Here is a 20917-nt window from a genome sequence, read left to right as displayed (position 1 = left end):
ATGGGGCCGGTCGTGGGGCCGGTCATGGGGTGGCCCGCTCGCGGGCGTGTGCGGCGGCCTCGGGGTCGAGCCAGCCGCGCCGCTCCAGCTCGGTGACGAAACGCACGTACGCCTCGCCCAGCGAGGCCCCTGACGGCTCGACCACGGCCCGGGTCCTGATCATGCGGGCCGGGTCGCCGCCCGCCAGCACGGCCATGCCCAGCGCGGGCTCGGCGTTCTCCCGCAGCGTCACCGGGCGCTCCAGGACGTCAGCCCTGAGCTGGGTCCAGTACGCGCTCCTGGTGGCCCCGCCGGTCAGGATGATCTCGCCGTCCACCGGGGCGCCGAGCAGGTCGAGGTAGTCGAAGCAGAGCCGCTCGACGAAGGCCGCCCCGAGCAGGATCGCGGCGTACCGCTCGACGTCGTCGGCCGGCTCCCCGAGCGTGAACGACTCGGCGTCCGGCGCGGCGAAGGGGAACCGCTCACCCCGCGAGACGAGCGGATAGGTGACGACCGGCGGCCCGCTCGGGAGGCTCGCGCCCGAGACACCCGCGCCTGGGGAGCTCGCGCCGGGGACGCCCGGGTTCGCGGCGCGGCCGGACGTGCGGCGGGTCGTGTGGTGGGGCTGGGGACCGTAGCGGGTGGCGGCCTGGGCGCTCAGGGCGTCGAGGTCGCGGCCGGGCAGGTCGCGGGTCAGGACGCCCGCGCCCGTGCTGGACGCCCCGCCGGGCAGCCACGAGCCGTCGGGGGCGCGGTGGGAGTACACGACGCCCAGCGGGTCGTGGATCAGCTCCTTCGTGACCCCCTTGAGCACCAGCGTCGTGCCCAGCACCGAGTTCCAGCTGCCCACCTGCCGCGCGCCCGCGCCGAGCTGGGCCGCGCAGCCGTCCGTGGTGCCGGCGATCACCGGGGTGCCCTCGGGCAGGCCGGTCTCCTCGGCCGCCGCCGCGCACACCTCGCCCAGGCGGGCGCCAGGACGTACGACGTCGGGCAGCATCTCCGCGGGCACCCCGAGCGCGTCGAACACCTCCGCCGGCCAGCGCTCGCCGATCAGATCGACACCGGTCTTGAGCGCGTTGCTCATGTCGGTGGCCACCTCGCGCCCCACCAGGCGGCGGTTGACGAAGTCGCTCTGGTGGGCCAGGCGGGCGCCGGCGGGAGCGCCGGGCAGCAGCCACAGCAGCTTCGGCAGCCCCCAGTTGGGCTGCATGCGCCGGTAGCCGAGCCGTTCCCACACGGCCGCGCCCGCCTCGTTCGCCCGGTCCGCGTCGGCGCGGCGGTCGTCGTACATGAGAGCAGGGGTGAGAGCCCGGCCCGAGGGGTCGGTGAGGAGGATCGTTCCAGAGGTCGCGTCCACCGCGACGCCCTCGACCCGCTCGCCGGCCGGCACGCCGCGCAGCGCCTCGCGGGTCGCCGCGGCCAGCTCGCGCCACCACTGCTCGGGGTCCTGCTCGTGGCGGGGGCCGTCGCGGTGGCTGGTCAGGGGGCGGCTCGCGGCGCCCACTACCCGCCCTTCGCCGGTGACGGCCAGGGCGCGCACGCTCTGCGTGCCGAGGTCGATGCCGATCCACACGCTCATGTACGGCCTCTCATCGCGCCGAGCAGCGGCCAGGTGCCCGCGTTGTTGGCGCGCAAGGTCAGGAAGTCCGCGAACAGCCGGTCGTAGAAGGCTCGCCGCGCGGGGTCGGGCTCGACCGCCTCGCGCAGTCGTACGTGCTGCCCGGCCGCCGCGGCGATGGACGGCGCGGCGCCCGTGGCGGCCAGCCCGACCAGGTAGGCCCCGCGCGCCCCCACCTCGGTGTCGGCCGAGCGCCGCACGGGCAGCCCGGTGACGTCGGCGATGAGCGCGAGCCAGGTGGCGCTGGCCGAGCCGCCTCCGCACACCCGCAGCTCCGTGGGTGCGGCTCCGGTGGCGGTGAGGCAGTCGCGGATGACCATGGTGAGCCCCTCCAGCACGGCCCTGGCGACGTGCTCGCGGCCGTGCTCGAACGACATGCCGAGCAGCGATCCCCTGGCCAGCGGGTCGGAGAAGGGCGCCCGCTCACCGGCGGGCGACAGGTAAGGCAGGAACGCCAGCCCGCCCGCCCCCGGCTCGCTCTCCAGCGCCAGCTCGCCCAGGTCGGCCGGGCCGCCCAGCCCGAGCAGGCGGCACGTCCACTGCACCACCTCGGTGCCGGCGAACGTGGGGAAGGCCCGCAGGTAGCCGCCGGGCAGCGCGATGGTGATGCCGGTCGGCGCGCCGTCCAGGTCGGGGGCGTCCACGACGACCTCGGTGCACAGCGTGGTGCCGAGGATGCCGCACGCCTGCCCCGCCGACACCGCTCCCGAGCCCAGCGCGGTCGAGGCGATGTCGTACGGGGCCATGACGACCGGCGTCCCCGCGGCCAGGCCGAGCGCGGCGGCGGCCTCGCGGGTCAGCTCGGCGACCGGGCACGGCCGGACCGGGGGCAGCAGCCGTTCGGCCTGCTCCAGGCCGAACATGGCCAGCAGCTCCGGCGCGTAGGCCCGCGTCCGCAGGTCCATGAACGGCGCCGACGCGTCGGACTCGTCGGCCACCACCTCGCCGGTGAGCCGGGAGAAGATCCAGCCGCCGCAGGTCAGGTTCGCATGAGAGCGGGCGAGCCGGTCGGGGTCGTGGGCGCGCAGCCAGGTGAGGATGGCGTGCGGGAGCCCGGAGGCCGCGGCGGAGCCGTTGCGCCGGAAGGCGGCCTCGGCCAGCCCGTCGCGCGTCCAGGCGTCCACGTACGAGGCGGCCCTGGCGTCGTTCCAGAGGATCGCGGGGCCGGTCGGCCGGCCGGCGGCGTCCACCAGCCAGCAGCCGTCGCCCTGGGCCGTGACCGCCACCAGGTCGGCGCCGCCCACCTGGGCGGCGACCTCGCGCACGGTGGCCGTGACCGCGTCCCAGACCGCGCCCATGTCCTGCTCGGCGTGGCCGGGAGCGGGCCTGGACACGACGGTCTCGCGCCGGGCCACGGCCGTCTCCGCGCCGGAGGAGTCGTACCCGACGGCCTTGATGACCGTCGTGCCCGCGTCCACGCAGATGATCGCCATCAGGCCCTGCCGTGGGACGTTCGCGACCGGCGTGAGACGGAGTCGACGATCACGGCGAGCAGCAGCACGGCTCCCGTGACCACGAACCTGATCGAGGAGTCGAGGTTGAGCAGGGTCAGGCCGCTGGAGATGGACTGGATGACGATGATCCCGAGCAGCGCGCCGAACGCGGTGCCGCGCCCGCCGAACAGGCTCGTCCCGCCGATCACGGCCGCCGCGATGGCGTTGAGGTTGACGTCGCCCGCGCCGCTGCTCTGGTTGGCCGCCGCCAGCCGGGCCGCGGCCAGGATGCCGCCGACCGCGGCGAACGTCGAGCAGAGCACGAACACGGAGGTGAAGATCGCCTTGACGTTGATGCCGGCCCGGCGCGCGGCCTCCACGTTGCCGCCCACGGCGTAGACCGCGCGGCCCCACTTCGTCCGCGACAGCAGGTAGTGCATGATCAGCACGAGCGCCACGAAGAAGACGAACATCCAGCCCACGCCGCGCGTCTGGCCCAGGTACCAGACCACGAAGGCCAGCACCACCAGCAGCGCCACGCTCCTGACGACCAGCGTCGACAGGCTCTTGGCCGACAGCCCGGCCTTGCGCCGCTCCTGGGCGTGCAGGTAGCCGCTGAGGAACAGCCAGGCGGAGGCGATCACGGCGAACGCGTACGACAGCGGGGCCGGGACGAAGTCGAGCTGGGCGAAGTTCACCAGCCCCGAGTCGAACGGCAGGTTGATCGACCCCTTGGCGCCCAGCACGTACAGCTGGAGCCCGAGGAAGGCGAGCAGGCCGGCCAGCGTGATGACGAAGCTGGGCACCCCGAACCGGTTGAACAGCTGCCCGTACAGCCAGCCGATGACCGCGCCCATGAGGACCGAGGCCAGGACGGCCACCCAGACCGGCAGCCCCTCGCTCACGAACAGCACGGCCAGCACCGCGCCCGACAGCCCGCTGACCGAGCCGACGGACAGGTCGATCTGGCCCACCAGCAGCACGCACACGATGCCGAGCGCGATCACGCCGACGGCGGCCGATTCGAGGGTGAGGTTCACCAGGTTCGCGCTGGACAGGAAGATCGGGTTGAGCGCCTGGAACACCGACCAGATGACGATGAGCCCGACGACGACCGGGATGACTCCCAGATCGCCGCCACGGGCCCGCTCGACCACGTCGGTGATCGCGCCGCGCCATCCGTCACGGTTCTTCAACCGCTCGTCCTGGCGGTCGGTGGTCACGGCGCTCACTGCTGCCCCCTCTGGTTGCGGCGGGACACCACGTTGTCCGTGGCACCGGTGATGGCGGCGATGATGTCCTCGGTGGAGACCTGGTCCACCGCGAACACCCCGTTGTTGCGGCCGAGCCGCAGCACCGCCACGGTGTCGGCGACGGCCTTCACGTCCGCCATGTTGTGGCTGATCATGATGACGCCCAGCCCGTTCTCACGCAGCCGCTCGACCAGGTTGAGCACCTCGGCCGTCTGGGCCACGCCGAGCGCGGCGGTGGGCTCGTCGAGGATGATGACCTTCGGGTCGCCCAGCAGCGACCTGGCGATGGCCACCGTCTGCCGCTGGCCGCCCGACAGGGCCGCCACCGGCACCCGCACGCTCGGGATCTTGGCGGAGAGCTGGCGCAGCAGTTCCCACGAGCGGGTCTCCATGGCCACGTCGTTCAGCCGGAGCGGGCGGATCTCCTGACCGAGGAAGAGGTTCTGGATCACGTCGAGGTTCTCGCAGAGCGCCAGGTCCTGGAAGACGGTGGCGATGCCGAGCTTGTGGGCGGCGGCCGGCGTCGGGATCTCCACCTCACGGCCCTCGAACGTGATCGTGCCCGAGTCGGGCGGATGCACCCCCGACAGGATTTTGACCAGCGTGGACTTGCCCGCGCCGTTGTCGCCCACGACGGCGACGACCTGGCCGGCCGCGACGTCGAGCTCGATGTCGGTGAGCGCGGCTACGGCGCCGAAGGTCTTGTTGATGCCGCGCAGCGACAGGACGGTCATCGGATGCTCCTACTTGATGCCGAGCTCTTCGCAGCCCTTGGCGTACGCGCCCGTACACACGTCGGCGGCCTTCATGATGCCGCTGTCGAACAGCACTTCCTTGGTGTTCTCCTTGGTCACGACCGTGGGGACGAACAGCTCGGAGGGCGTCTCGTAGAGCGTGGTCTTGCCGGCGGGCTTCTTGCCCTGCATGAATTCCCAGGCCACGTTGGCCGAAGCCTCGGCGACGATCTTGATGGGCTTGGAGATCGTGTTGTACTGGTCGCCGTTGATGATGCGCTGCGCGGCGGCGATCTCGGCGTCGTTGCCGGTGACCGGCGGCACCTTCACGCCCGCGGCCTTGAACGCGGCGATCGCGCCGCCGCCGGTGCCGTCGTTGGCCGCGACCACGCCGACGATCTGGTCCTTGAACTGGGTGATCTGGCCGCTGACCCAGGTCTGGGCCTTCTCCGGCTGCCAGTCGGGGGTGTCGTACTCGGCGAGCAGCTTGAACCCGCTCGGGTCGACCGCGCTGTGGATGCCCTTCTTGATCAGCTGGGCCGCCGCGTCGGTCGGGGAGCCGTTGACCTGGAGGATGCCGCCCTCGGCCTTCTCGGCCTTGAGGTGGTCCACGAGGGACTGGGCGATCAGCGAGCCGATCTTCTCGTTGTCGAACGAGATGTAGTAGTCGGCGGGCGTGGCCGGGATGGGCCGGTCGTAGGCGATGATCGGCACCTGCTGTGCCTGGGCCGACTTGACGATGGTGGCCGCGGCGGCGGAGTCGACCGGGTCGATCACGATCGCCTTGACGCCCTGGGCGAGCGCGGAATTAGCCTGTTGCTGCTGCTTGGCCGCGTCGGAGTCGGCGTTCTGGTAGATGACCTCGCAGGTCGGGCAGAGCTGCTTCATCTTGGCCTCGAACAGCGGCTTGTCCTGCAGCTCGTATCGGGTCGAGGCGAGGTCGGGCATGAGGAAGGCGACCTTGGCGTTCTGCAGGTCGCCGCCACCGCCGGCGGTGGTGCTCCCGCCGCTGCCGCCGGAGCCTGCGCCGCACGCGGCCAGCACCGAGCTTGCGAGCACTGCTGCCACGGCGAACGCGGAGGTCCGCATCTTAGCTCTGTTCACGGGTGTTCCTTAGGTTCTTTGACGCTCGCTGGCCCCCGAGACGGGGACACGCCCTCACGGGAGGGCATGTCCCGTGGTGCGGCTCACGTTAGCGCGCGTTCAGAAACTTTGTCCAGCAAAAGTGTTCAGAGCTGGTGAGCTGCCGCGAGCAGGCCCTCCGCGGTCGGGGTGTCCGTGACGAGCTGGTTGAAGTAGCCGCCCCTGGCTCCCGCGACGATCGAGAGCACCTTCTCCGCGCCGACGGCGACGGCGATCGTGTGGGGGATGCGGCGCAGGTCCTCCGGCTTCGCGGCGACCAGGCGCTCGCTGCCCGGATAGGTCACCGGGGCCCCGTCACGGTCGTAGATGCGCATGCAGACGTCGCCCACGGCCTGGCGCAGGCTCTCGGCGTCACGCGGCATGAGGGAGGGCACCATCTGCCGCATCAGCGGGGCCGAGCCGACGCCCACGATCGCGCACTTGGCGTGCGCCCACAGGTCCATCACCCGGCGTACGGACGGCTCGTGCTGCAGCGAGTAGAACAGCTCGGGGCCGGGCAGCGCGGGGGCGTAGAGGTAGGCGGGCACGCCGCCCGAGCGTTCGGCCAGGATGCGGGTGGTCTCGTTGGTCTGGAACCAGGGCTGCGGCTCCTCCTGGCCGCCCACAGCGGGGGCGATCGTGACGCCCGGATACTGGCCCAGGCCCTCGCGGGCGCACTCGTACACCGTGGTGCCCGAGGAGACGAGCACGACGTCGCCCGACTCCAGGCCGACGGCGGCCAGCGCGCGGGTCACGCCGGGAGCCAGCCACGGACCCAGGGTGGGGCCGTTGACCTTGGGGACGAGGTAGACGCGCTCCAGCCCGAGTGCCTGCGCCACCTCGTCGGCCAGCGGGCCCTCCGCCAGCGCGGCCGGCCGGTGCACCTTGATCTCGACGATGCCCTGCTTGCGCGCCTCGGTGAGCAGCCGGCTCACGGTCGCCCTGCTGACGCCCAGGCGCCCGGCGATGTCGCCCTGGGTGGCGTCCTCCATGTAGTACTGCTGGGCCGCCGCGTACATCAGCTCGGGAGGGAACCTCGGCTGTGCCTCGGGGGCGACGTCGGCGGCATTCATGCGCGCGCTCCTGATACGGCTTGTGAACAAAGTTGCAGAACTGATGCCCAATGACTATACCTGCGTGCCCAGGCTAGCCGTTGATCAAGGCCTCGCCCAGAGGGGTGCGCGCGTACAGGACGCTCCGGCCGACGCGGGTGCCCGCGATCACGCCCGTCCTGCGCAGCGCCGCGAGATGGCCGCCCGTGGTGCCCAGGCTCTGCCCGAGCAGGGCGGCGAGCTGGGTGGTGGTCGCCGGCTCGGCCAGCTCGGCGAGGATGCGGGCCCGGCTGCGGCCGATCAGCGCCGCCAGGTCCGCGTCAGGCGTGGGGGGAGCGGCCGCGATGCCTCTGGCGGGGTAGACCAGCGCGTACGGCCAGGCGTCCTCCAGATAGCAGCCGATGGTGCTCATGAACGCCGACGGCAGGAACAGCAGGCCCTTGCCGTCGAGCCGGTGGGTCCCGCCCCTGCTGGTCAGCTTGACCTCGATCCGGCCGCTGCGGTGCCAGCGCACGTTCGGGCGCAGGTCCTCAAGGGCCGCCTGCCAGCCGTACGCGGCCAGTCGCCCCGCCCGCTGCGCCACGTCGCGCTGGAGCACCGCGCGGAAGCGGGGCCATTCGTGGGAGAGGATCTCGCGCCACAACGCCTCGTACGCCGCCGCGAACAGCCACACCACCTCGGGCCCCAGCAGCAGCTCCCTGATCCAGTCCGCCACGGGCGGCCGGCCGGCCAGCGCCTGCCGGATCTCGCCGTGCGCGGTCTCCAGCGGCGTCGCGCGCATGGCCGCCAGTTCCGTCTCGAACGGCACGTCCACGGCCGTCGGCGGGGGCGCGATGAAGTCGACGTTGGCGTCTCCCCTGTTGCCGCTGATCGTGGCCGCCGCCCGCAGCACGGGATGCTCCCGTACGAGCCCGTGGTACGTCTCGCGCCACCGCGCCGCCCACGGGCCGTTGGCGCCGGCGGGGTAGCGGCCGGCCAGCACCCACTGGGAGTGCATGGTCTCGATGAGCGGTGAGATCGCGAACCTGCTCGCCATCACGTCCTGAGGTACGACGTCAATCGTCACCATGTTTCGGTTATATCCGAATAAGTCGCGTCGGGTGGGAGGGGGCCAGCACCATCGGGCCTTGTGAAGGGTGCGACGTTCGGTGAGGTGTTCGCCGTCAGGGAGTTCCGGGTGCTGTTCGGCAGCTTCGTGCTGCTGGTCGGCGGAGACTCGATCAAGATGCTGGCCCTGTCGGTGCTGGTCTACACGCGGACCGGCTCACCCGGGCTGTCGGCGGCGGCGTACATGGCCGGGTGGCTGCCGTTCATCGTGGGCGGGCTGTTCCTGCTCTCGCTGGCCGACCGCCTGGCGCCGCGGGCACTGATGGTGGCGGGCGAGCTGATCAGGGCCGTCACGTGCCTGCTGCTGGCCTACGCCGGGCTGCCGGTCTGGGCGATGCTGGCGCTGGTGCTGGTCACGGGGGTGTTCTCGCCGGTGTTCTTCGCGGCGCGGGCCGCGATGTTGCCCGAGGTGCTGCCGGGGGACGCGTTCGTGCTCGGGCGCTCGATGCTCAACGTGGCCTCGGCCAGTGCGCAGGTCGTCGGGCTGGCGGCCGGGGGCGCGTTCCTCGCCTTCGCCGGGCCGGGCGGCGCGCTCGCGGTCACGGCAGGGCTGTCGGTGGTGGCCGCGCTGGTGCTGCGGTTCGGGCTGCCGTACCGGGCGGCGCGGGGCGGGGCCCGGCGTGGCGCGGTCCGGCAGACGCTGCGGGTCAACCGGCGGCTGCTGGCCGACGGCCGGGTGCGCGGGCTGCTGCTGGCCGGCTGGCTGCCGTGCGTGTGCCTGGCGGGGGCCGAGGCCATGGTGGTGCCGTACATGGGCGGGCAGGGACAGGCGGGGGTGGTGCTCGCGGTGGCGGCCTGCGGGATGGCGGCCGGCGAGTTCGCCGTGGGGCGGTTCGCGGCCCCTGGACTGCGGGAGCGGCTGTCGTTGCCGCTGGCGGTGCTGCTGGGGGTGCCCTGGCTGGCGTTCGCGCTCTCGCCCGGGGTCGCCTGGGCGGCCGTGCTGGCGGCGATCGGGGCGGCCGGGCTGTCGTACCAGCTCGGGTTGCAGCGGCGGTTCGTGGACGCGGTGCCCGAGGAGGTGCGGGGGCAGGCGTTCGGGCTGCAGTCCGCCGGGCTGATGACGGGGCAGGCGGCGGGGGCCGCGGTGGTGGGCGTGCTGGGCGAGGTGGTCGCGCCCGGGCAGGCCATCGCCCTGTCGGGGGCGGCGGGGGTGGTGGTCGCGCTCGCCCTGGCCCGCGTCCTGCGCCCGGCACCCGAGCCCGCACGGCTCCCCGCTTAGCGCCGGTGCGGCTCCCGGCCTGAAGCCCGTGCGCGACGCCTGTGCGGTGGCGCCGGTCGGCGCTCGTGCGGGTGTCTACAGGTCTCCGGGGGTGAGTTCGCCCGAGCCGCGCGGGATGAGGCGTACCGGGAGCTCGATGTGCTCCGACGGTCCCGTGTCGCCGCGCAGGCGGCGGAACAGCAGCTCGGCCGCGACCCGCCCCATCCAGGACGGATCCTGCGCCACCACGCTCACCCCCGGGTCGAGCAGGTCGGCCAGCTCGAAGTCGTCGAACCCCACCAGCGCGGGCCGCCGCCCGTCCAGCACCCGCAGGGTGGTGACGGTGCAGCGGCCGTTGCCGGTGAACACCGCCGTCGGCGGGTCGTCCAGGTCGAACATGTGGTCCACGGCCGCCCGCACCGCCTCGGGCGTGGGCGTCCGCATCGAGACCAGCCGCTGGTCGAAGAGCCCGCCCAGCTCCTCCTTGTAGCCCTGCAGCCGCCCGGCCGCGGTGAAGATCGCCGGATCGTCGCCGAGGAAGGCGATCCTGCGGTGACCGTGGCTCAGCAGGTGGCGCACCGCCTGCCTGGCGCCGCCCACGTTGTCGCTGAGCACGGTGTCCACGTCGATGCCCGCTCCCGGCGGCCGGTCGGCGAACACCACGGGCGTGCCCGCCTCCAGCTCGGGGCGCAGGTAGGTGTGGTCGTCCCCGGCCGGCACCATGATCAGCCCGTCCACGCGGCGCGCGCAGAAGGTCTCGACCAGCTCGCGCTCCCTGCCGGGCTGCTCCCCGGACGACCCGCTCAGCAGCAGGCAGCCGTGGTCGATCACCACGGTCTCCACCGCCCGGCTCAGCCCCGCGTAGAACGGGTCCGCCACGTCCTCGATGACCAGCCCGATCGTGGCGGTCGTGCCCCTGCGCAGCACCCGAGCGCTCTCGTTGCGGCTGTAGCCCAGCCGGTCGATGGCCGCCCGCACCCGCTCGGCCGTCTCCGGATGCACGCCCGGCTCGCCGTTCACGACGCGCGAGACGGTTTTGAGCGCCACGCCCGCCGCCGAGGCCACGTCCTTCATCGTCGGTCTCACGCCTGGATCATTCCCTAATCAGGGCCGATAGACAACGTTGTCAACAGGTTATGCGAGAGTGGTCCTCTATGTCGTTCAGATCCGCTCTGCTCGTGGCGGGGTTCGCCCTGGCCGCGCTCAACCTGCGACCGGCCATCGCGGGGCTCTCGCCGCTCCTCGACGAGATCATGGACGACGTGGGCCTCACCCCCGCCGGTGGCGGCGCGATCACCACGGTCATGGTGGTCTGCCTCGGGGTGTTCGGGCCGCTCACGCCGGTGCTCGCCCGCCGCGTGGGGCTCGACCGCACGCTGCTGGCCGGGCTGCTGGTCATCGCGGCCGGCTTGGCGCTACGCGGCCTTGACGGTGCGCCCGTGCTCTACCTCGGCTCGGCCCTGGCCGCCACGGCCATCGCGGTCATGAACGTCTCCATGCCCGGCATCGTCAAACAGCACTTCCCCGACCGGATCAACCTGATGACCGGCGTCTACGTCTCGTGCGTGGTGGCCGGCGCCGCGGCCGCGTCCGCTCTCGTGGTCCCGATCGAGCACACCACCGGGTACGGCTGGCGCGGCGTCTCCGCGCTCCTGGCCGTCCCCGCTCTGCTGGCGGCGCTGCTCTGGCTGCCGCAGGCGCTGCGCGGGCGGCCCGGCGGGCAGAACGGCCCCCGCCCCTTCGGCGCGGTGCTGCGCAGCCGCGTCACCTGGTACGTCACCGCCCTCATGGGCCTGCAGTCCCTGACCTTCTACGTCATGCTCGCCTGGCTGCCGACGATCTACCTCGAAGCCGGCCTCGCCGCCGACCAGGCCGGCTACCTGCTCAGCCTGACGAACCTGGTCCAGGTCGGCACCTCCCTGGCGGTGCCCGTACTGGCCGGGCGGCGCGCCTCGCAGGTGCCGTACGTGATGGGCGCAGGCGTGCTGACCGTCCTCGGGTACCTGGGCGTGCTGCTGGCCCCGACCACCGTGCCGTGGCTGTGGATGATCGTGCTCGGGATCGGCCAGGGGGCCTCGTTCGCGCTGGCCCTGCTGATCATCGCGCTGCGCCCGGCCGACCCCACAGAGGTGACCGCGCTGTCGGCCGTGGCCCAGTCGGTCGGGTACGTGATCGCCGCGCTGGGGCCGCTGCTGTTCGGGTTTCTGCGGCAGGTGTCGGGGTCCTGGACGATGCCCCTCGTCGTGGGACTCGGGGTGGTCGGGGTGCAGCTCGTGGCCGGCTGGTTCGCCGGACGCCCTGGTACGTTGATCAGGTCCGCCCCCTAGCCTTCCCGGGAGACGCAGCGTGCTGACCGAGACGCTCCAGCGGCTCGCCGACTCGCGCGGCGGGGTGCTCGGCGTGGAGCCCGGCCTGGTCATCTCGCCCGACGAGAGCTGGACCCGGGCCGAAGAGCTGCTGCGGGAGCCGTACCCGCTGCTCGGGCGGCTCATCGACGACACCGCCGCGCGCTGGAACGCGCCACGGCACGTCGGCGCGGCGCTGTTCTGGAAGACCTACAGCTACTGGCACACGCTGCCGATGGCGCTCGGCTGGGCGCTCGACGGGCGGGTGCCGATCATGCGCCTGGCCGACACGTGGTTCAAGGAGTCCGGCGCCGGGGTCACGATCGCGGCCACGCGCGTGCGCTGGGACGCCGGCGCCGCCGCGATCTCCGGAGCGCTGGAGGAGTCGCAGCGGCCCCTCGTCGAGGCCATCGGAGCCCTGGCCAAGGTGGGCGAGCGCACGCTGTGGGGCTCCACGGCGGAGGCGATCGCCCACCCGCTGACCTCGATCGTGCCCGGCGACTACATGAGACTGCTGCACGAGCTCGGCCGGCCCGTCGACGGGCTCATCGAGCCCGCCGGCGACGACTACTTCCGCAGGACCTGCTGCCTGTGGATCACCCTGCCCGACGTGGAGCCCTGCGGCAGCTGCTGCGTCCTGCTGCCGCCCCATCGCGAGCGGTAGAGCGGCAAAACCTCAGGCCACCGAGCCGATCGGGTCGTCCATCGGGCGCAGCTCGTCGGCGTAACTGACCGAGACGCGGCGCATGACGCCGGTCCCGTCGATCGAGTACTGCCCCAGCCGCCACAGCGGCGGCGAGTAGGCGTGGATCGACACGCTCTCGTCCACCGCGCCCGTCAGCCGATGGATGTGGTCGGGCCCGAACGAGAACGACTCCCCCGCCGGCACCACCGTCTCCAGATGTTCGCCGCCGATCCGCGGGTTGCACTCCCGCAGCGCGCCCCGCACCACGTGCACGGCGCCCGAGGAGATGTCGTGGTCGTGCCAGCCCGTGTCGTCCTCGGGACGCCAGCACAGCAGCCAGACGTCCACGTAGGCGTCGCGGTAGAGCGAGGCGTAGTGACGTCCGCCGTCGGCGGGGAAGTCCACCTGGTCACGCCACTCCTCGGGGTGCGCGGCCAGGTCGTTCACCAGGTCGCGCAGCTCGCGACGGTCGAGAGTGCGCTCAGGGAGCCCCGCACAGGTACTCCCGCCCTGGATCTGGTCAGTGGTGGTGCTCACTTACGGAGTCTCCCTTCGCGTTTGCTGTCAGCGTCTGATTTGCCGCCCTGCGGGCGGCGGGCTCGGTCGCCAGATGCCGCCGTCTTCCCCCGCTCCGGTCGCTGCGCTCCCTCCGCTCCTCCAGACGACGGCACTCCCTCGCCAAGCAAGCGGGCTGGGTTGACGGTCCTGATGGCGTGGGCGGCGGCCGCGCCGAGGCCGGGGTCGGGGGCGGTGGCGTAGGGGGCGTCGGAGCCGTTGACGACGACGTCGATGCCGAGTTCGCGGACGATCGCGTCGATCGCGCGCGGCCCGTACGAGGAGGTCTCCACGAAGAAGTCGCGGTCCACCAGGCCGCGCCCCCCGCCGCCACGGGCGATCAGGCGCTCGGAGTGCAGCGGCGCCAGCCCGGCGAGCAGCGCGAAGCAGACCCGCAGCCGGGGATGGCGCGGCCGGACGACGGCGTGGAAGTAGTGCCACGAGGCGTGCATCTGCTGCACGTACGGCACCAGCGCGGGCCACCACGACGGCGTCCCCGCCGGCGCGAAGGCCGGTGCGGGGGCCGGGCCGGGATGCACGAACAGCGGCAGGTCCCTGGCGGTCAGCACTTCGAGGAGCCGGTCGTCGGGCGTCGCGGTGGCCGGGATCTGCAGGCCGGCCAGGCCGCGGTCGAGGTCCTTGGCCAGGCGGTCGGGGTCGGGCTCGCTGTGGCAGGTGGCCGCCCACACCCCGAAGGGGTCGCCCAGCGACAGGCCGCCGTCGTGGTGGGCGTCGATCAGCGGCCAGCACTCCTCGGGCGGCAGGAACTCGATGCCGAGCGGGCTCGACAGCGACACCAGCGCCAGCTCCAGCCCGGTGGTGTCGCGGTGCTCGTGATCGACCGGATCGACCTCGTACGGGGGCTCGCCGTCGAGGATGAGCGTCCAGCCGTCGAGGTAGGGCGGCTTGGTACGGGCGCGCAGAGCATCGACGAACGTGCTGGTCCACAGGTGCTGATGCACGTCGATGCTCATGGCGGCCTCCCCTCTTCCGCTATTTCCTACTCACAATACATGTAAACGCTCTACGCTGTGTCGCTTTGGAGGTGAACCGTTTCACTGATACGGTTCAGTGAACCGCTTCACAAGGGTCTTGTCAACGGCCGGCCCAGCTCGGAAACCCGACAGCCGGGTGACGGGAAATCGGCTTCTGTCGGTGCCACGCAATAAGCTGGCGTAATGCCTCGCAAGAGAGCCACCATTCGTGAGGTGGCCCAGGCCACCGGCCTGTCACCGGCGGCCGTCTCCTACGCGCTACGCGGACTGCAGGTGTCGGAGGAGACCATGGAGCGGGTGCGCGCGGCGGCCGCCGAGCTCGGCTACGAGGCCGACCCCATCGCCAGGGCGCTGGCCAGCGGACGCACCGGGATGATCGGCCTGCTCTGCGGCTCCCTTGAGGACCTGTGGCAGCAGGCGCTGGCCGTCGGCATCAGCCGGAGCCTGCGGGAGAAGGACCGTTACGCGCTGATCCTCGACGCGGTCGGCGATCCGGCCAGGGAGCGGGCGCTGGCCCAGCAACTGCGTGACCAGCGTGTCGACGGGCTGATCGTGCAGTCGATCGATCCGGCGGCGGCGTTCTGGTCCGAGTTGTGCGAGTCGGTGCCGGTGGTCGCGATCGGCGACTCCATCGCCGGCACGGCGGGCGAGGTCGTCTTCGACAACCGGCGCGGGGTGACGCTCGCCCTTGAGCACCTGCGCGCCTCCGGTCACCGGCGCATCTCCGTCCTGACCTCCACCGGGGCCAGCACGCCCGACCGGCCCGCCGACGTGCACGTCACGGCCGAGGCCGACCGGCTGGGGCTCGACATCGAGGTCGCCACCGCGCCCCACGGGCTGGCCGGAGCCACTGCGGCGGCCCGCGAGCTGCTGACCCGCGAGCGGCCGAGCGCCGTCTTCTGCTTCGCCGACTCGATCGCCTACGGGGTCTACGCGGCGGCGCAGGAGCTGGGGTTGGCGGTGCCCGACGACGTCTCCGTCATGGGCTACGACGACCATCCGATGTCGGGCCTGCTTACGCCGGGGCTCACCACCGTCGACTGGGACATCGACGGCATCGTCCGCGCGGCGGTCCGGCTCATCTCGGCGGCGGCCGACGGCGGCACCCGCCGGCGGCGCGTCATGCAGACCCCGACACTGCGCGAACGGGGCTCGGTCACCCGCCTGACCTCCTGACCCTCCGCTCCGAAACCCGCTGGGCCGGTCAGAGGTGGCCGGTCAGAGGTGGCGGGTCAGGGCCTGGCGGGAGGTCTCCAGGTCGGCGGTGAGGGGGCGGTCGGGGGCCGAGGCGTGCAGGGCGCGGGTGGCGGCCGTACGCTCGCAGGCCAGCACGATCTCCAGCGGCTCCAGGCAGCGCAGCGCGTGCCGGGCGGCCTGCGTGGCGAAACCGGCGTGGTCCTCCGCGCTACGCGAGATCACCGCCGTGCCCGTCGTCACCGGGTTCGCCAGGTGACGCAGCTCGGCCAGGGCGTCCTGGGCCACGTACTCCAGGATCAGCACCCCCGAGGCCCCCGGGCGGTCGGCCAGGAACGGCAGGTGGCCGGTGTAGGCGGGGTCCATGAGGGTCGCCAGGCGGGCCGTGCTGAGCTGGGCCGTCTGCACGAGCGCGGCCCGCAGCGCGTCCAGGGCCAGCGCCACGGGAGCGGCGTGGAAGTTGCCGTTGTGCCAGGCCAGGCCCTCGGCGAAGAGCGGGTTCTCGGTGGAGGCGTTCAGGTCGATCTCCACCGTGGTGGTGGCGCGGTCGAGCGCGTCCATGGCCGCGCCGTGCACCTGGGCGAAGGCACGGTAGCCGTACGGGTCCTGGACGCGGGTGGTCGGCTCGTGGGCGAGCAGCCCGCGCAGCCGTGCGGCCACGACGGCCTGACCGGGATGCGGGCGGGCCTCCTGGACGACGGCGGCCAGCGGCTCGGCGGAGGCGTCCACGGCGGTGAACGACAGCGCGGCCACGTCGATGGCGGCGTCGAGGAGCCGGCGCAGCCGGTGGCAGGCGATGGCCGCGTCGGCGAGCGTCGCGGCCCCCGAGCTGATGAACGGCAGCGCGTCACCGGAGGCGAAGGCATGGTGCGGCGGCTCGGAGGGCGTCTGATGCCGCGCCTCACCGGGCCGGCCAGGCGTGTGATGCCGCGCCCCGCCATCCCAGCCGGACGCGGAAGGGCCGGCCGTCCCGCCGGGCCGGCGGGGCTCTCCGGGATGGACAGGCTCGGGCGGGCCGGCGGTGCCGGGCGGGGTGCCGGGCGGGGTGGTGGGGGCCGGGGGTTCGTGGTGCCAGGGGAGTTCGCCGTGGAGGCACAGGGCCGTGGTGGCCAGGGCGGTGAGGTCGCCGGTGCCGATGGCGCCGTACGTACGCAGCGGCGGGGTGTAGCCGTGGTTGATCGCGTACGCCAGCGCCCGGCAGACGGCCGGGTCCACGCCGGAGCCACCCGCGAGCAGCTGGTTGAGCCGGACCACGAGCATCGCCCTGGCCCTGGCCGGCTCGATCGGCGGCCCGGCCCCGCACACGTGGCTGCGCAGCAGGTCGAGCCCCGCGCCCTCCATCACCACGTCCCTGTTGGCGCCCACCCCGGTGCTCCTGCCGTACACCGGGCCGGTCAGCCCCTGCGCGACGGCCCACGCGGCCCGGGCCCGATCGAGGGAGGCGATCGTGACCCGGGCGCCGTCGTATCCGGCCTGGTGGACCTTCGCGCAGGTCAGGCCGGCGCCGTCGAGCTCCACTGGAGGATCAGTCGTTGTCGGGGATGAACAGGCCGAGCAGCCAGCTGACGACGCTGATGATGACCGCCCCCCAGAACGCGGCCGGATAGAAGTTGTCGACGTGGAAGGGGATGTCGAGCTCGCCCGCGATCCAGCTCGTCAGCAGCAGCATGGCCGCGTTGATGACGAGCAGGAACAGGCCCAGCGTCAAGACGATGATCGCGCAGCCGAGCGCCTTCACGATGGGTTTGACGATCGCGTTGATGAGGCCGAAGATCAAGGCCACGAGCAGCAGGACGCCCCAGTATCTGGCCGTGTTGGTGGGGGCGTTCACGTCGATGCCGTCGATGAACTGGATGGCCACCCACAGGGCCACTGCCGCTGCGATGGTTCTGATGATGAATCTCACGCTGGATGATCCTCCCACTGGAGCTCGCCGCTCGATAGGGGTGCCGTCACTACGATGCCCATCGGTTACCGTGCGTAGTCGCTGGTTATGGTGGGTCCATCGGGGAAGAGGCTGCAGGGGAGGAGTGAGATGGACGCCAACGGGCTTGAGACGATGCCGGCCGCCGAGTTGCACGATCGGGCGGTGCGCTACGCCGTACGCCACGGGGACCTGGGGTTTCTGTGGGAGCTGCTGAAGGTGATCCCGGCCGCCGAGGCCGCCAGCGGTCACCCCAACGAGAGCGCCAACGACCTCAGCAAGGTCTCGGCGCTCCTCAGCGACGCGCTCGCGGCCGGCGAGGGCAAGCTGGGCGAGGCGCTGCGGCCGATCTACATCGACTATCTGCGCAAGCATCCCGACGCTTGACCCTCCCGCGTCCCGAGATCCCCGGTGGCGTACGCGCGGGCGGTCAGCCGGCCAGGCGGGATTGTGCGCCGCCGTGGTCGGCGAAGCCGGGCGTCGTCACCTCCTGCCCGTCCGGAAGGACGATCATCGTCTCGTACGGCCCCGAGCGGGCCAGGTCGGCGGCGAAGCGGCGCCCGGGCATGGGCCCCATGGCGAAGATGGCGGTGGCGTAGGCGTCGGCCAGGCCGAGATCGGGGCCGATGACCGTGACCGCGCGGAGCCCGTCCTGGACCTCGCCGGTGCGCGGGTTGACCACCGGCGCGCCGCCCGAGGTGGCGATGCCGAGGTCGTGGGCGCAGACGACCTTGCGGACGACGCCGTCGCGCGGGTCACGCACGCCGACGCGCCAGCGCATGCCGGGGCTGGCCGAGCCGCGCACCCTGATGTCGTTGCCCGCGGTGATGCGGTGGTCGCCGGCGCCGGCGTTGGACAGAGCGCGGGAGAGCCGTTCGAGAGCCCAGCCCTTGATGTAGCCGGACGGGTCGATCATGCCGTTGATGCGGGCCTCGAAGTAGCCCTCGGTGGCCTCGCTGAGCTCGTCGCAGCGGTGCAGGACCTCGACCAGCTCGGGAATCTGCCTGATGGTGCGGCCGCTGTTGAGCCGGCCGATCTGGCTGTCCTCCTTGACCGGGCTGAAGGTGTCGTCCACCCAGCGCAGCCAGGCGAACGCGTCGTCGAGGAGGGGGATCAGCTCGCGGGCCGGCAGGGCCGTGCGGATGTCGACGCTGACCGGCATACCCATGACCATTTCCACCCGGGCACTGCCGGGGAAGACCGTCGCGGGCTCCGCGACGTCGGAACTCGCTATGGACGCGGTCGTCGTGGACCCGGCGTCATGAGAGATCGTCATCGTGCCTCCTTGTCCGGCGTCCACGCTCTCAGACCGGCCGTATGGTGGGCCTAAACCCGGTGGCCGATTTCGAAATGAATCTGTGACTTCGGGATGGCCAGGCGTGACAACGCCCCGGCCACGTACCGCTTGAACTGCCGCGGCCCGGCCACCACCACTTCGCGCTCGGCGATGTCGGGGATCTGCCGGCGCAGCCCGGAGGCGCTCACCCGTTCCTTGACCGCGGGATCATGCTCGTCGCCCACGACGAGGATGAGACCGAAGCGGGACTCCAGCTCGCGCAGCTCGGCGGTGGCGCGGTCGGCGCGGTAGACCGCCACGATGTCCGACGTGGCCCCGGCCTGCGGGACCAGGCGCTCACGCAACGCGCGCGGGTCGAGCCCGGTGGCGATCAGCAGGACGGGCCGCCCGGTGACGGGGGCGCGGTGGCTGCGTACGGCCATCACGGCGGCCAGCGTGTACAGCACGAGCGCGCCCACCCGGAGCGGGCTGTTCATCGAGGCGGTCGAGCTGAACTGGTGTGCCACCAGCAGCGCGCCCGCCAGGTAGCTCCCGAGCCGCAGCCGCTGCCCGGCCTCCTCCGTACGCAGGAGGTCGGCCGCTTTGACGCTGAGCCAGCCGAGCGCCACGACGAGCGCCACGGCCGCGTAGGCGGCCGGAGTCTGCGGATAGCCGAAACCCGGCTGGATCGCGCCGAACTCGGCGACCGCGACCCCGGACCAGAAGAGGATCGGACCCTGATGAGCATTCGCCTCGCTAGCCATGCTTTTACCTTGCTGAACGAACATGAAAGCATTCTGAGTAGGGTCTGAAACATGGCTAACGTGCGTGTCGAGCGGACTGAAGAGGGCGGATTCCGGGCTACGAACGCCCGAGGCGCCGAGGTGGCGATCGGTGGCGGCGACCAGGAAGGGGTGTTCACCCCGGTCGAGCTGCTGCTGGCGGCGGTGGGCGGGTGCAACATCGTGACCGTCGAGCCGCTGACCGCCAAACGAGGGCATCGGCTGGTGCGGCTGGCCATGACGGTCGGCGCGGAGAAGGTCGAGCCGAACCGGCTGGGCCCGGTCACGGTCACCTACGACGTCGAGCTGCCGTCGGAGGAGGCCGACGAGGTGTTCCGGGCGGTGGCCGCGCGGGTGCACGAGAAGTACTGCACGGTGAGCAGGTCGCTGGAAGAGGGCACGGAGGTTCGATTGGAGCTTCCGTAGGCGGATTAAACAGATATTCGACCCCGTTATGACGCGACCGTTGCATTCGTCTCGGTAGCGTTGTAGCAGGTCAGGAGCACTGCGACTGGCCCAGAGACCTTCACCGAAGCGGACGCGGAGGGGGACCGCGGTTCGCGAGTGCGGGCCCGTCGGTGCTTTTGGGGGAAAGCGCCGACCTGGACCGCCGCCGATCGGGCCGGGCAGCTTTGGGGGAACTGCCCGGCCCGATCCATGCGTATCCTCCGGTTATGTGAAGAAGATAGTTATTGACTGCGACCCCGGCATCGATGACGCGCTCGCCCTCGCCCTGGCGGCCGGTTGCTCCGACACCCTCGACCTCGTCGGTGTGACCACGGTGGGCGGCAACGTCGACCTGGAGCTGACCACCGCGAACGCGCTGGCGCTGCGCGAGTTCCTGCGATTGGGCGAGGTGCCGGTGACGCCGGGCAGCGCGGGCGCGCTGCTGCGGCACACGGTCAGGGCCACCCATGTTCACGGAGCCACCGGGCTCGGCGACGTGGTGCTGCCCGCTCCTGAGCGGGGCCCGGCTGACGGGCACGCGGTCGACTACCTCGTGGAGACGTTGCGGGCCGCCCCCGGTGAGATCACGCTGGTGGCCGTCGGCCCGCTGACCAACCTCGCCCTCGCCGTACGCCGTGAGCCCCGCGTCGTCGAATGGGCCCGCGACCTGGTGATCATGGGTGGCTCCTACACCCGTGGCAACCACAACCCGGCGGCCGAATTCAACATGCTGGCCGACCCCGAGGCCGCCGCGATCGTGTTCGAGGCCGGGTGGACGGTCACCATGCTGGGGCTCGACGTGACGCTGACGGCGGCGGTGACCTCGGCCGTGCTGGACCGCATGCGGCCGCTCGGCCGGCTGTCCGAGCTGCTCGTGCCCGCGGCGCAGTCCTACGGGGTGGTCACCGAGGTGAGCGGGCCGGCCGTCCACGACGCGTGCGCGGTGGCGTACGTGGTCGATCCGTCCCTGTTCACGTGCGTGCCTGCGGTGGTGAACGTGGAGACCGCCGGGCAGTTCACCAGGGGCATGACCGTGACCGACTTCAAGGTCGGGGACCGGACGGCCAACGCGCTGGTGGCGACCGCCGTGGACGTGCCGGCGTTCTGGGACCTGGTGGTGGGGGCGTACGAGAAGCTGGCGGTGCGCCTGGGCTGACGCTCGTTCGCGCGAGCCGAGCGATCGGGCTGACGCGGTGCGGGCACTGTCTGGCGGCTGAT

General features: G+C 72.3%; 21 protein-coding genes. 7 read left to right on the top strand and 14 right to left on the bottom strand.

Going from position 1 to position 20917, the window contains the following annotated elements; genetic code table 11:
- Positions 1-22: 22 nt before the first annotated feature.
- The 7 genes from AB0C27_RS26055 to AB0C27_RS26025 form a co-directional block, all read right to left on the bottom strand.
- Positions 23-1558, bottom strand: coding sequence for an FGGY family carbohydrate kinase (locus AB0C27_RS26055; protein ID WP_357848340.1), 1536 nt, complete (start codon positions 1556-1558; stop codon positions 23-25).
- On the bottom strand, positions 1555-3030 hold the full coding sequence (locus tag AB0C27_RS26050) for an FGGY-family carbohydrate kinase (RefSeq protein WP_357848338.1): 1476 nt from the start codon (positions 3028-3030) through the stop codon (positions 1555-1557). The genes AB0C27_RS26055 and AB0C27_RS26050 overlap by 4 nt, the downstream gene beginning before the upstream one ends.
- Positions 3030-4262 carry a sugar ABC transporter permease gene (locus tag AB0C27_RS26045; protein ID WP_357848336.1) on the bottom strand — a complete coding sequence of 411 codons (1233 nt, stop codon included), beginning with the start codon at positions 4260-4262 and terminating at the stop codon, positions 3030-3032. Before AB0C27_RS26045 ends, AB0C27_RS26050 begins: the two co-directional genes overlap by 1 nt.
- Positions 4259-5017: an ATP-binding cassette domain-containing protein gene (locus AB0C27_RS26040; RefSeq protein WP_357848334.1), complete on the bottom strand. Its 759-nt coding sequence runs from the start codon at positions 5015-5017 to the stop codon at positions 4259-4261. Before AB0C27_RS26040 ends, AB0C27_RS26045 begins: the two co-directional genes overlap by 4 nt.
- A gap of 9 nt (positions 5018-5026) precedes the next feature.
- Positions 5027-6121 carry a sugar ABC transporter substrate-binding protein gene (locus tag AB0C27_RS26035; protein ID WP_357848332.1) on the bottom strand — a complete coding sequence of 365 codons (1095 nt, stop codon included), beginning with the start codon at positions 6119-6121 and terminating at the stop codon, positions 5027-5029.
- A gap of 125 nt (positions 6122-6246) precedes the next feature.
- Positions 6247-7212, bottom strand: coding sequence for a sugar-binding domain-containing protein (locus tag AB0C27_RS26030; RefSeq protein WP_357848330.1), 966 nt, complete (start codon positions 7210-7212; stop codon positions 6247-6249).
- A gap of 73 nt (positions 7213-7285) precedes the next feature.
- Complete coding sequence (locus AB0C27_RS26025) at positions 7286-8260, bottom strand: winged helix-turn-helix domain-containing protein (RefSeq protein ID WP_357848328.1); 975 nt, start codon at positions 8258-8260, stop codon at positions 7286-7288.
- A 60-nt stretch (positions 8261-8320) separates the two neighbouring features.
- Here AB0C27_RS26025 and AB0C27_RS26020 point away from each other — a divergent pair, with 60 nt between their 5' ends.
- Positions 8321-9517 (top strand): MFS transporter, encoded by a 1197-nt coding sequence (locus AB0C27_RS26020; RefSeq protein ID WP_357848326.1) that lies wholly within the window; start codon positions 8321-8323, stop codon positions 9515-9517.
- A gap of 75 nt (positions 9518-9592) precedes the next feature.
- Here AB0C27_RS26020 and AB0C27_RS26015 read toward each other — a convergent pair whose 3' ends face one another.
- Entirely contained in the window at positions 9593-10582 is a 990-nt protein-coding gene (locus AB0C27_RS26015) for a LacI family DNA-binding transcriptional regulator (protein ID WP_357848324.1), read from the bottom strand.
- 68 nt (positions 10583-10650) lie between these two features.
- On the opposite strand from AB0C27_RS26015, the gene AB0C27_RS26010 reads away from it, so the two are divergent.
- A complete protein-coding gene (locus AB0C27_RS26010; protein ID WP_357848323.1) occupies positions 10651-11823 on the top strand; it encodes an MFS transporter in 1173 nt (390 codons plus the stop codon).
- A 19-nt stretch (positions 11824-11842) separates the two neighbouring features.
- Complete coding sequence (locus AB0C27_RS26005) at positions 11843-12505, top strand: hypothetical protein (protein WP_357848321.1); 663 nt, start codon at positions 11843-11845, stop codon at positions 12503-12505.
- 12 nt (positions 12506-12517) lie between these two features.
- Here AB0C27_RS26005 and AB0C27_RS26000 read toward each other — a convergent pair whose 3' ends face one another.
- Together AB0C27_RS26000 and AB0C27_RS25995 are read right to left on the bottom strand one after the other, a co-directional pair.
- Positions 12518-13063 carry a cysteine dioxygenase family protein gene (locus AB0C27_RS26000; RefSeq protein WP_357848319.1) on the bottom strand — a complete coding sequence of 182 codons (546 nt, stop codon included), beginning with the start codon at positions 13061-13063 and terminating at the stop codon, positions 12518-12520.
- Positions 13060-14055, bottom strand: coding sequence for an amidohydrolase (locus AB0C27_RS25995; RefSeq protein ID WP_357848317.1), 996 nt, complete (start codon positions 14053-14055; stop codon positions 13060-13062). Before AB0C27_RS25995 ends, AB0C27_RS26000 begins: the two co-directional genes overlap by 4 nt.
- Before the next feature lie 204 nt (positions 14056-14259).
- Here AB0C27_RS25995 and AB0C27_RS25990 point away from each other — a divergent pair, with 204 nt between their 5' ends.
- Positions 14260-15252 carry a LacI family DNA-binding transcriptional regulator gene (locus tag AB0C27_RS25990; protein ID WP_357848315.1) on the top strand — a complete coding sequence of 331 codons (993 nt, stop codon included), beginning with the start codon at positions 14260-14262 and terminating at the stop codon, positions 15250-15252.
- 42 nt (positions 15253-15294) lie between these two features.
- Here AB0C27_RS25990 and AB0C27_RS25985 read toward each other — a convergent pair whose 3' ends face one another.
- Together AB0C27_RS25985 and AB0C27_RS25980 are read right to left on the bottom strand one after the other, a co-directional pair.
- A complete protein-coding gene (locus AB0C27_RS25985; RefSeq protein ID WP_357848313.1) occupies positions 15295-16788 on the bottom strand; it encodes an aromatic amino acid ammonia-lyase in 1494 nt (497 codons plus the stop codon).
- 7 nt (positions 16789-16795) lie between these two features.
- Positions 16796-17176 (bottom strand): phage holin family protein, encoded by a 381-nt coding sequence (locus AB0C27_RS25980; protein ID WP_357848311.1) that lies wholly within the window; start codon positions 17174-17176, stop codon positions 16796-16798.
- Between the two features lie 129 nt (positions 17177-17305).
- On the opposite strand from AB0C27_RS25980, the gene AB0C27_RS25975 reads away from it, so the two are divergent.
- A complete protein-coding gene (locus tag AB0C27_RS25975) occupies positions 17306-17581 on the top strand; it encodes a hypothetical protein (RefSeq protein ID WP_346106100.1) in 276 nt (91 codons plus the stop codon).
- 43 nt (positions 17582-17624) lie between these two features.
- Here the strand turns inward: AB0C27_RS25975 and AB0C27_RS25970 are convergent, their stop codons facing one another.
- Positions 17625-18470: an FAD:protein FMN transferase gene (locus AB0C27_RS25970; protein ID WP_357848310.1), complete on the bottom strand. Its 846-nt coding sequence runs from the start codon at positions 18468-18470 to the stop codon at positions 17625-17627.
- Positions 18471-18520: 50 nt separating this feature from the next.
- Positions 18521-19234, bottom strand: a complete 714-nt coding sequence (locus AB0C27_RS25965; protein WP_357848308.1) for a hypothetical protein — start codon at positions 19232-19234, stop codon at positions 18521-18523.
- A gap of 51 nt (positions 19235-19285) precedes the next feature.
- Between AB0C27_RS25965 and AB0C27_RS25960 the strand changes: the two genes are divergently transcribed.
- Together AB0C27_RS25960 and AB0C27_RS25955 are read left to right on the top strand one after the other, a co-directional pair.
- Complete coding sequence (locus AB0C27_RS25960; protein WP_357848305.1) at positions 19286-19678, top strand: OsmC family protein; 393 nt, start codon at positions 19286-19288, stop codon at positions 19676-19678.
- 250 nt (positions 19679-19928) lie between these two features.
- Positions 19929-20855: a nucleoside hydrolase gene (locus tag AB0C27_RS25955; RefSeq protein ID WP_357848303.1), complete on the top strand. Its 927-nt coding sequence runs from the start codon at positions 19929-19931 to the stop codon at positions 20853-20855.
- The last annotated feature ends 62 nt before the right edge of the window (positions 20856-20917 follow it).

The organism is Nonomuraea sp. NPDC048882 (assembly GCF_040649755.1).
GTDB lineage: Bacteria > Actinomycetota > Actinomycetes > Streptosporangiales > Streptosporangiaceae > Nonomuraea > Nonomuraea maheshkhaliensis.
The sequence above is the reverse complement of the archived record's forward strand: the minus strand, read 5'-3'. Positions and strand labels throughout refer to the sequence as shown.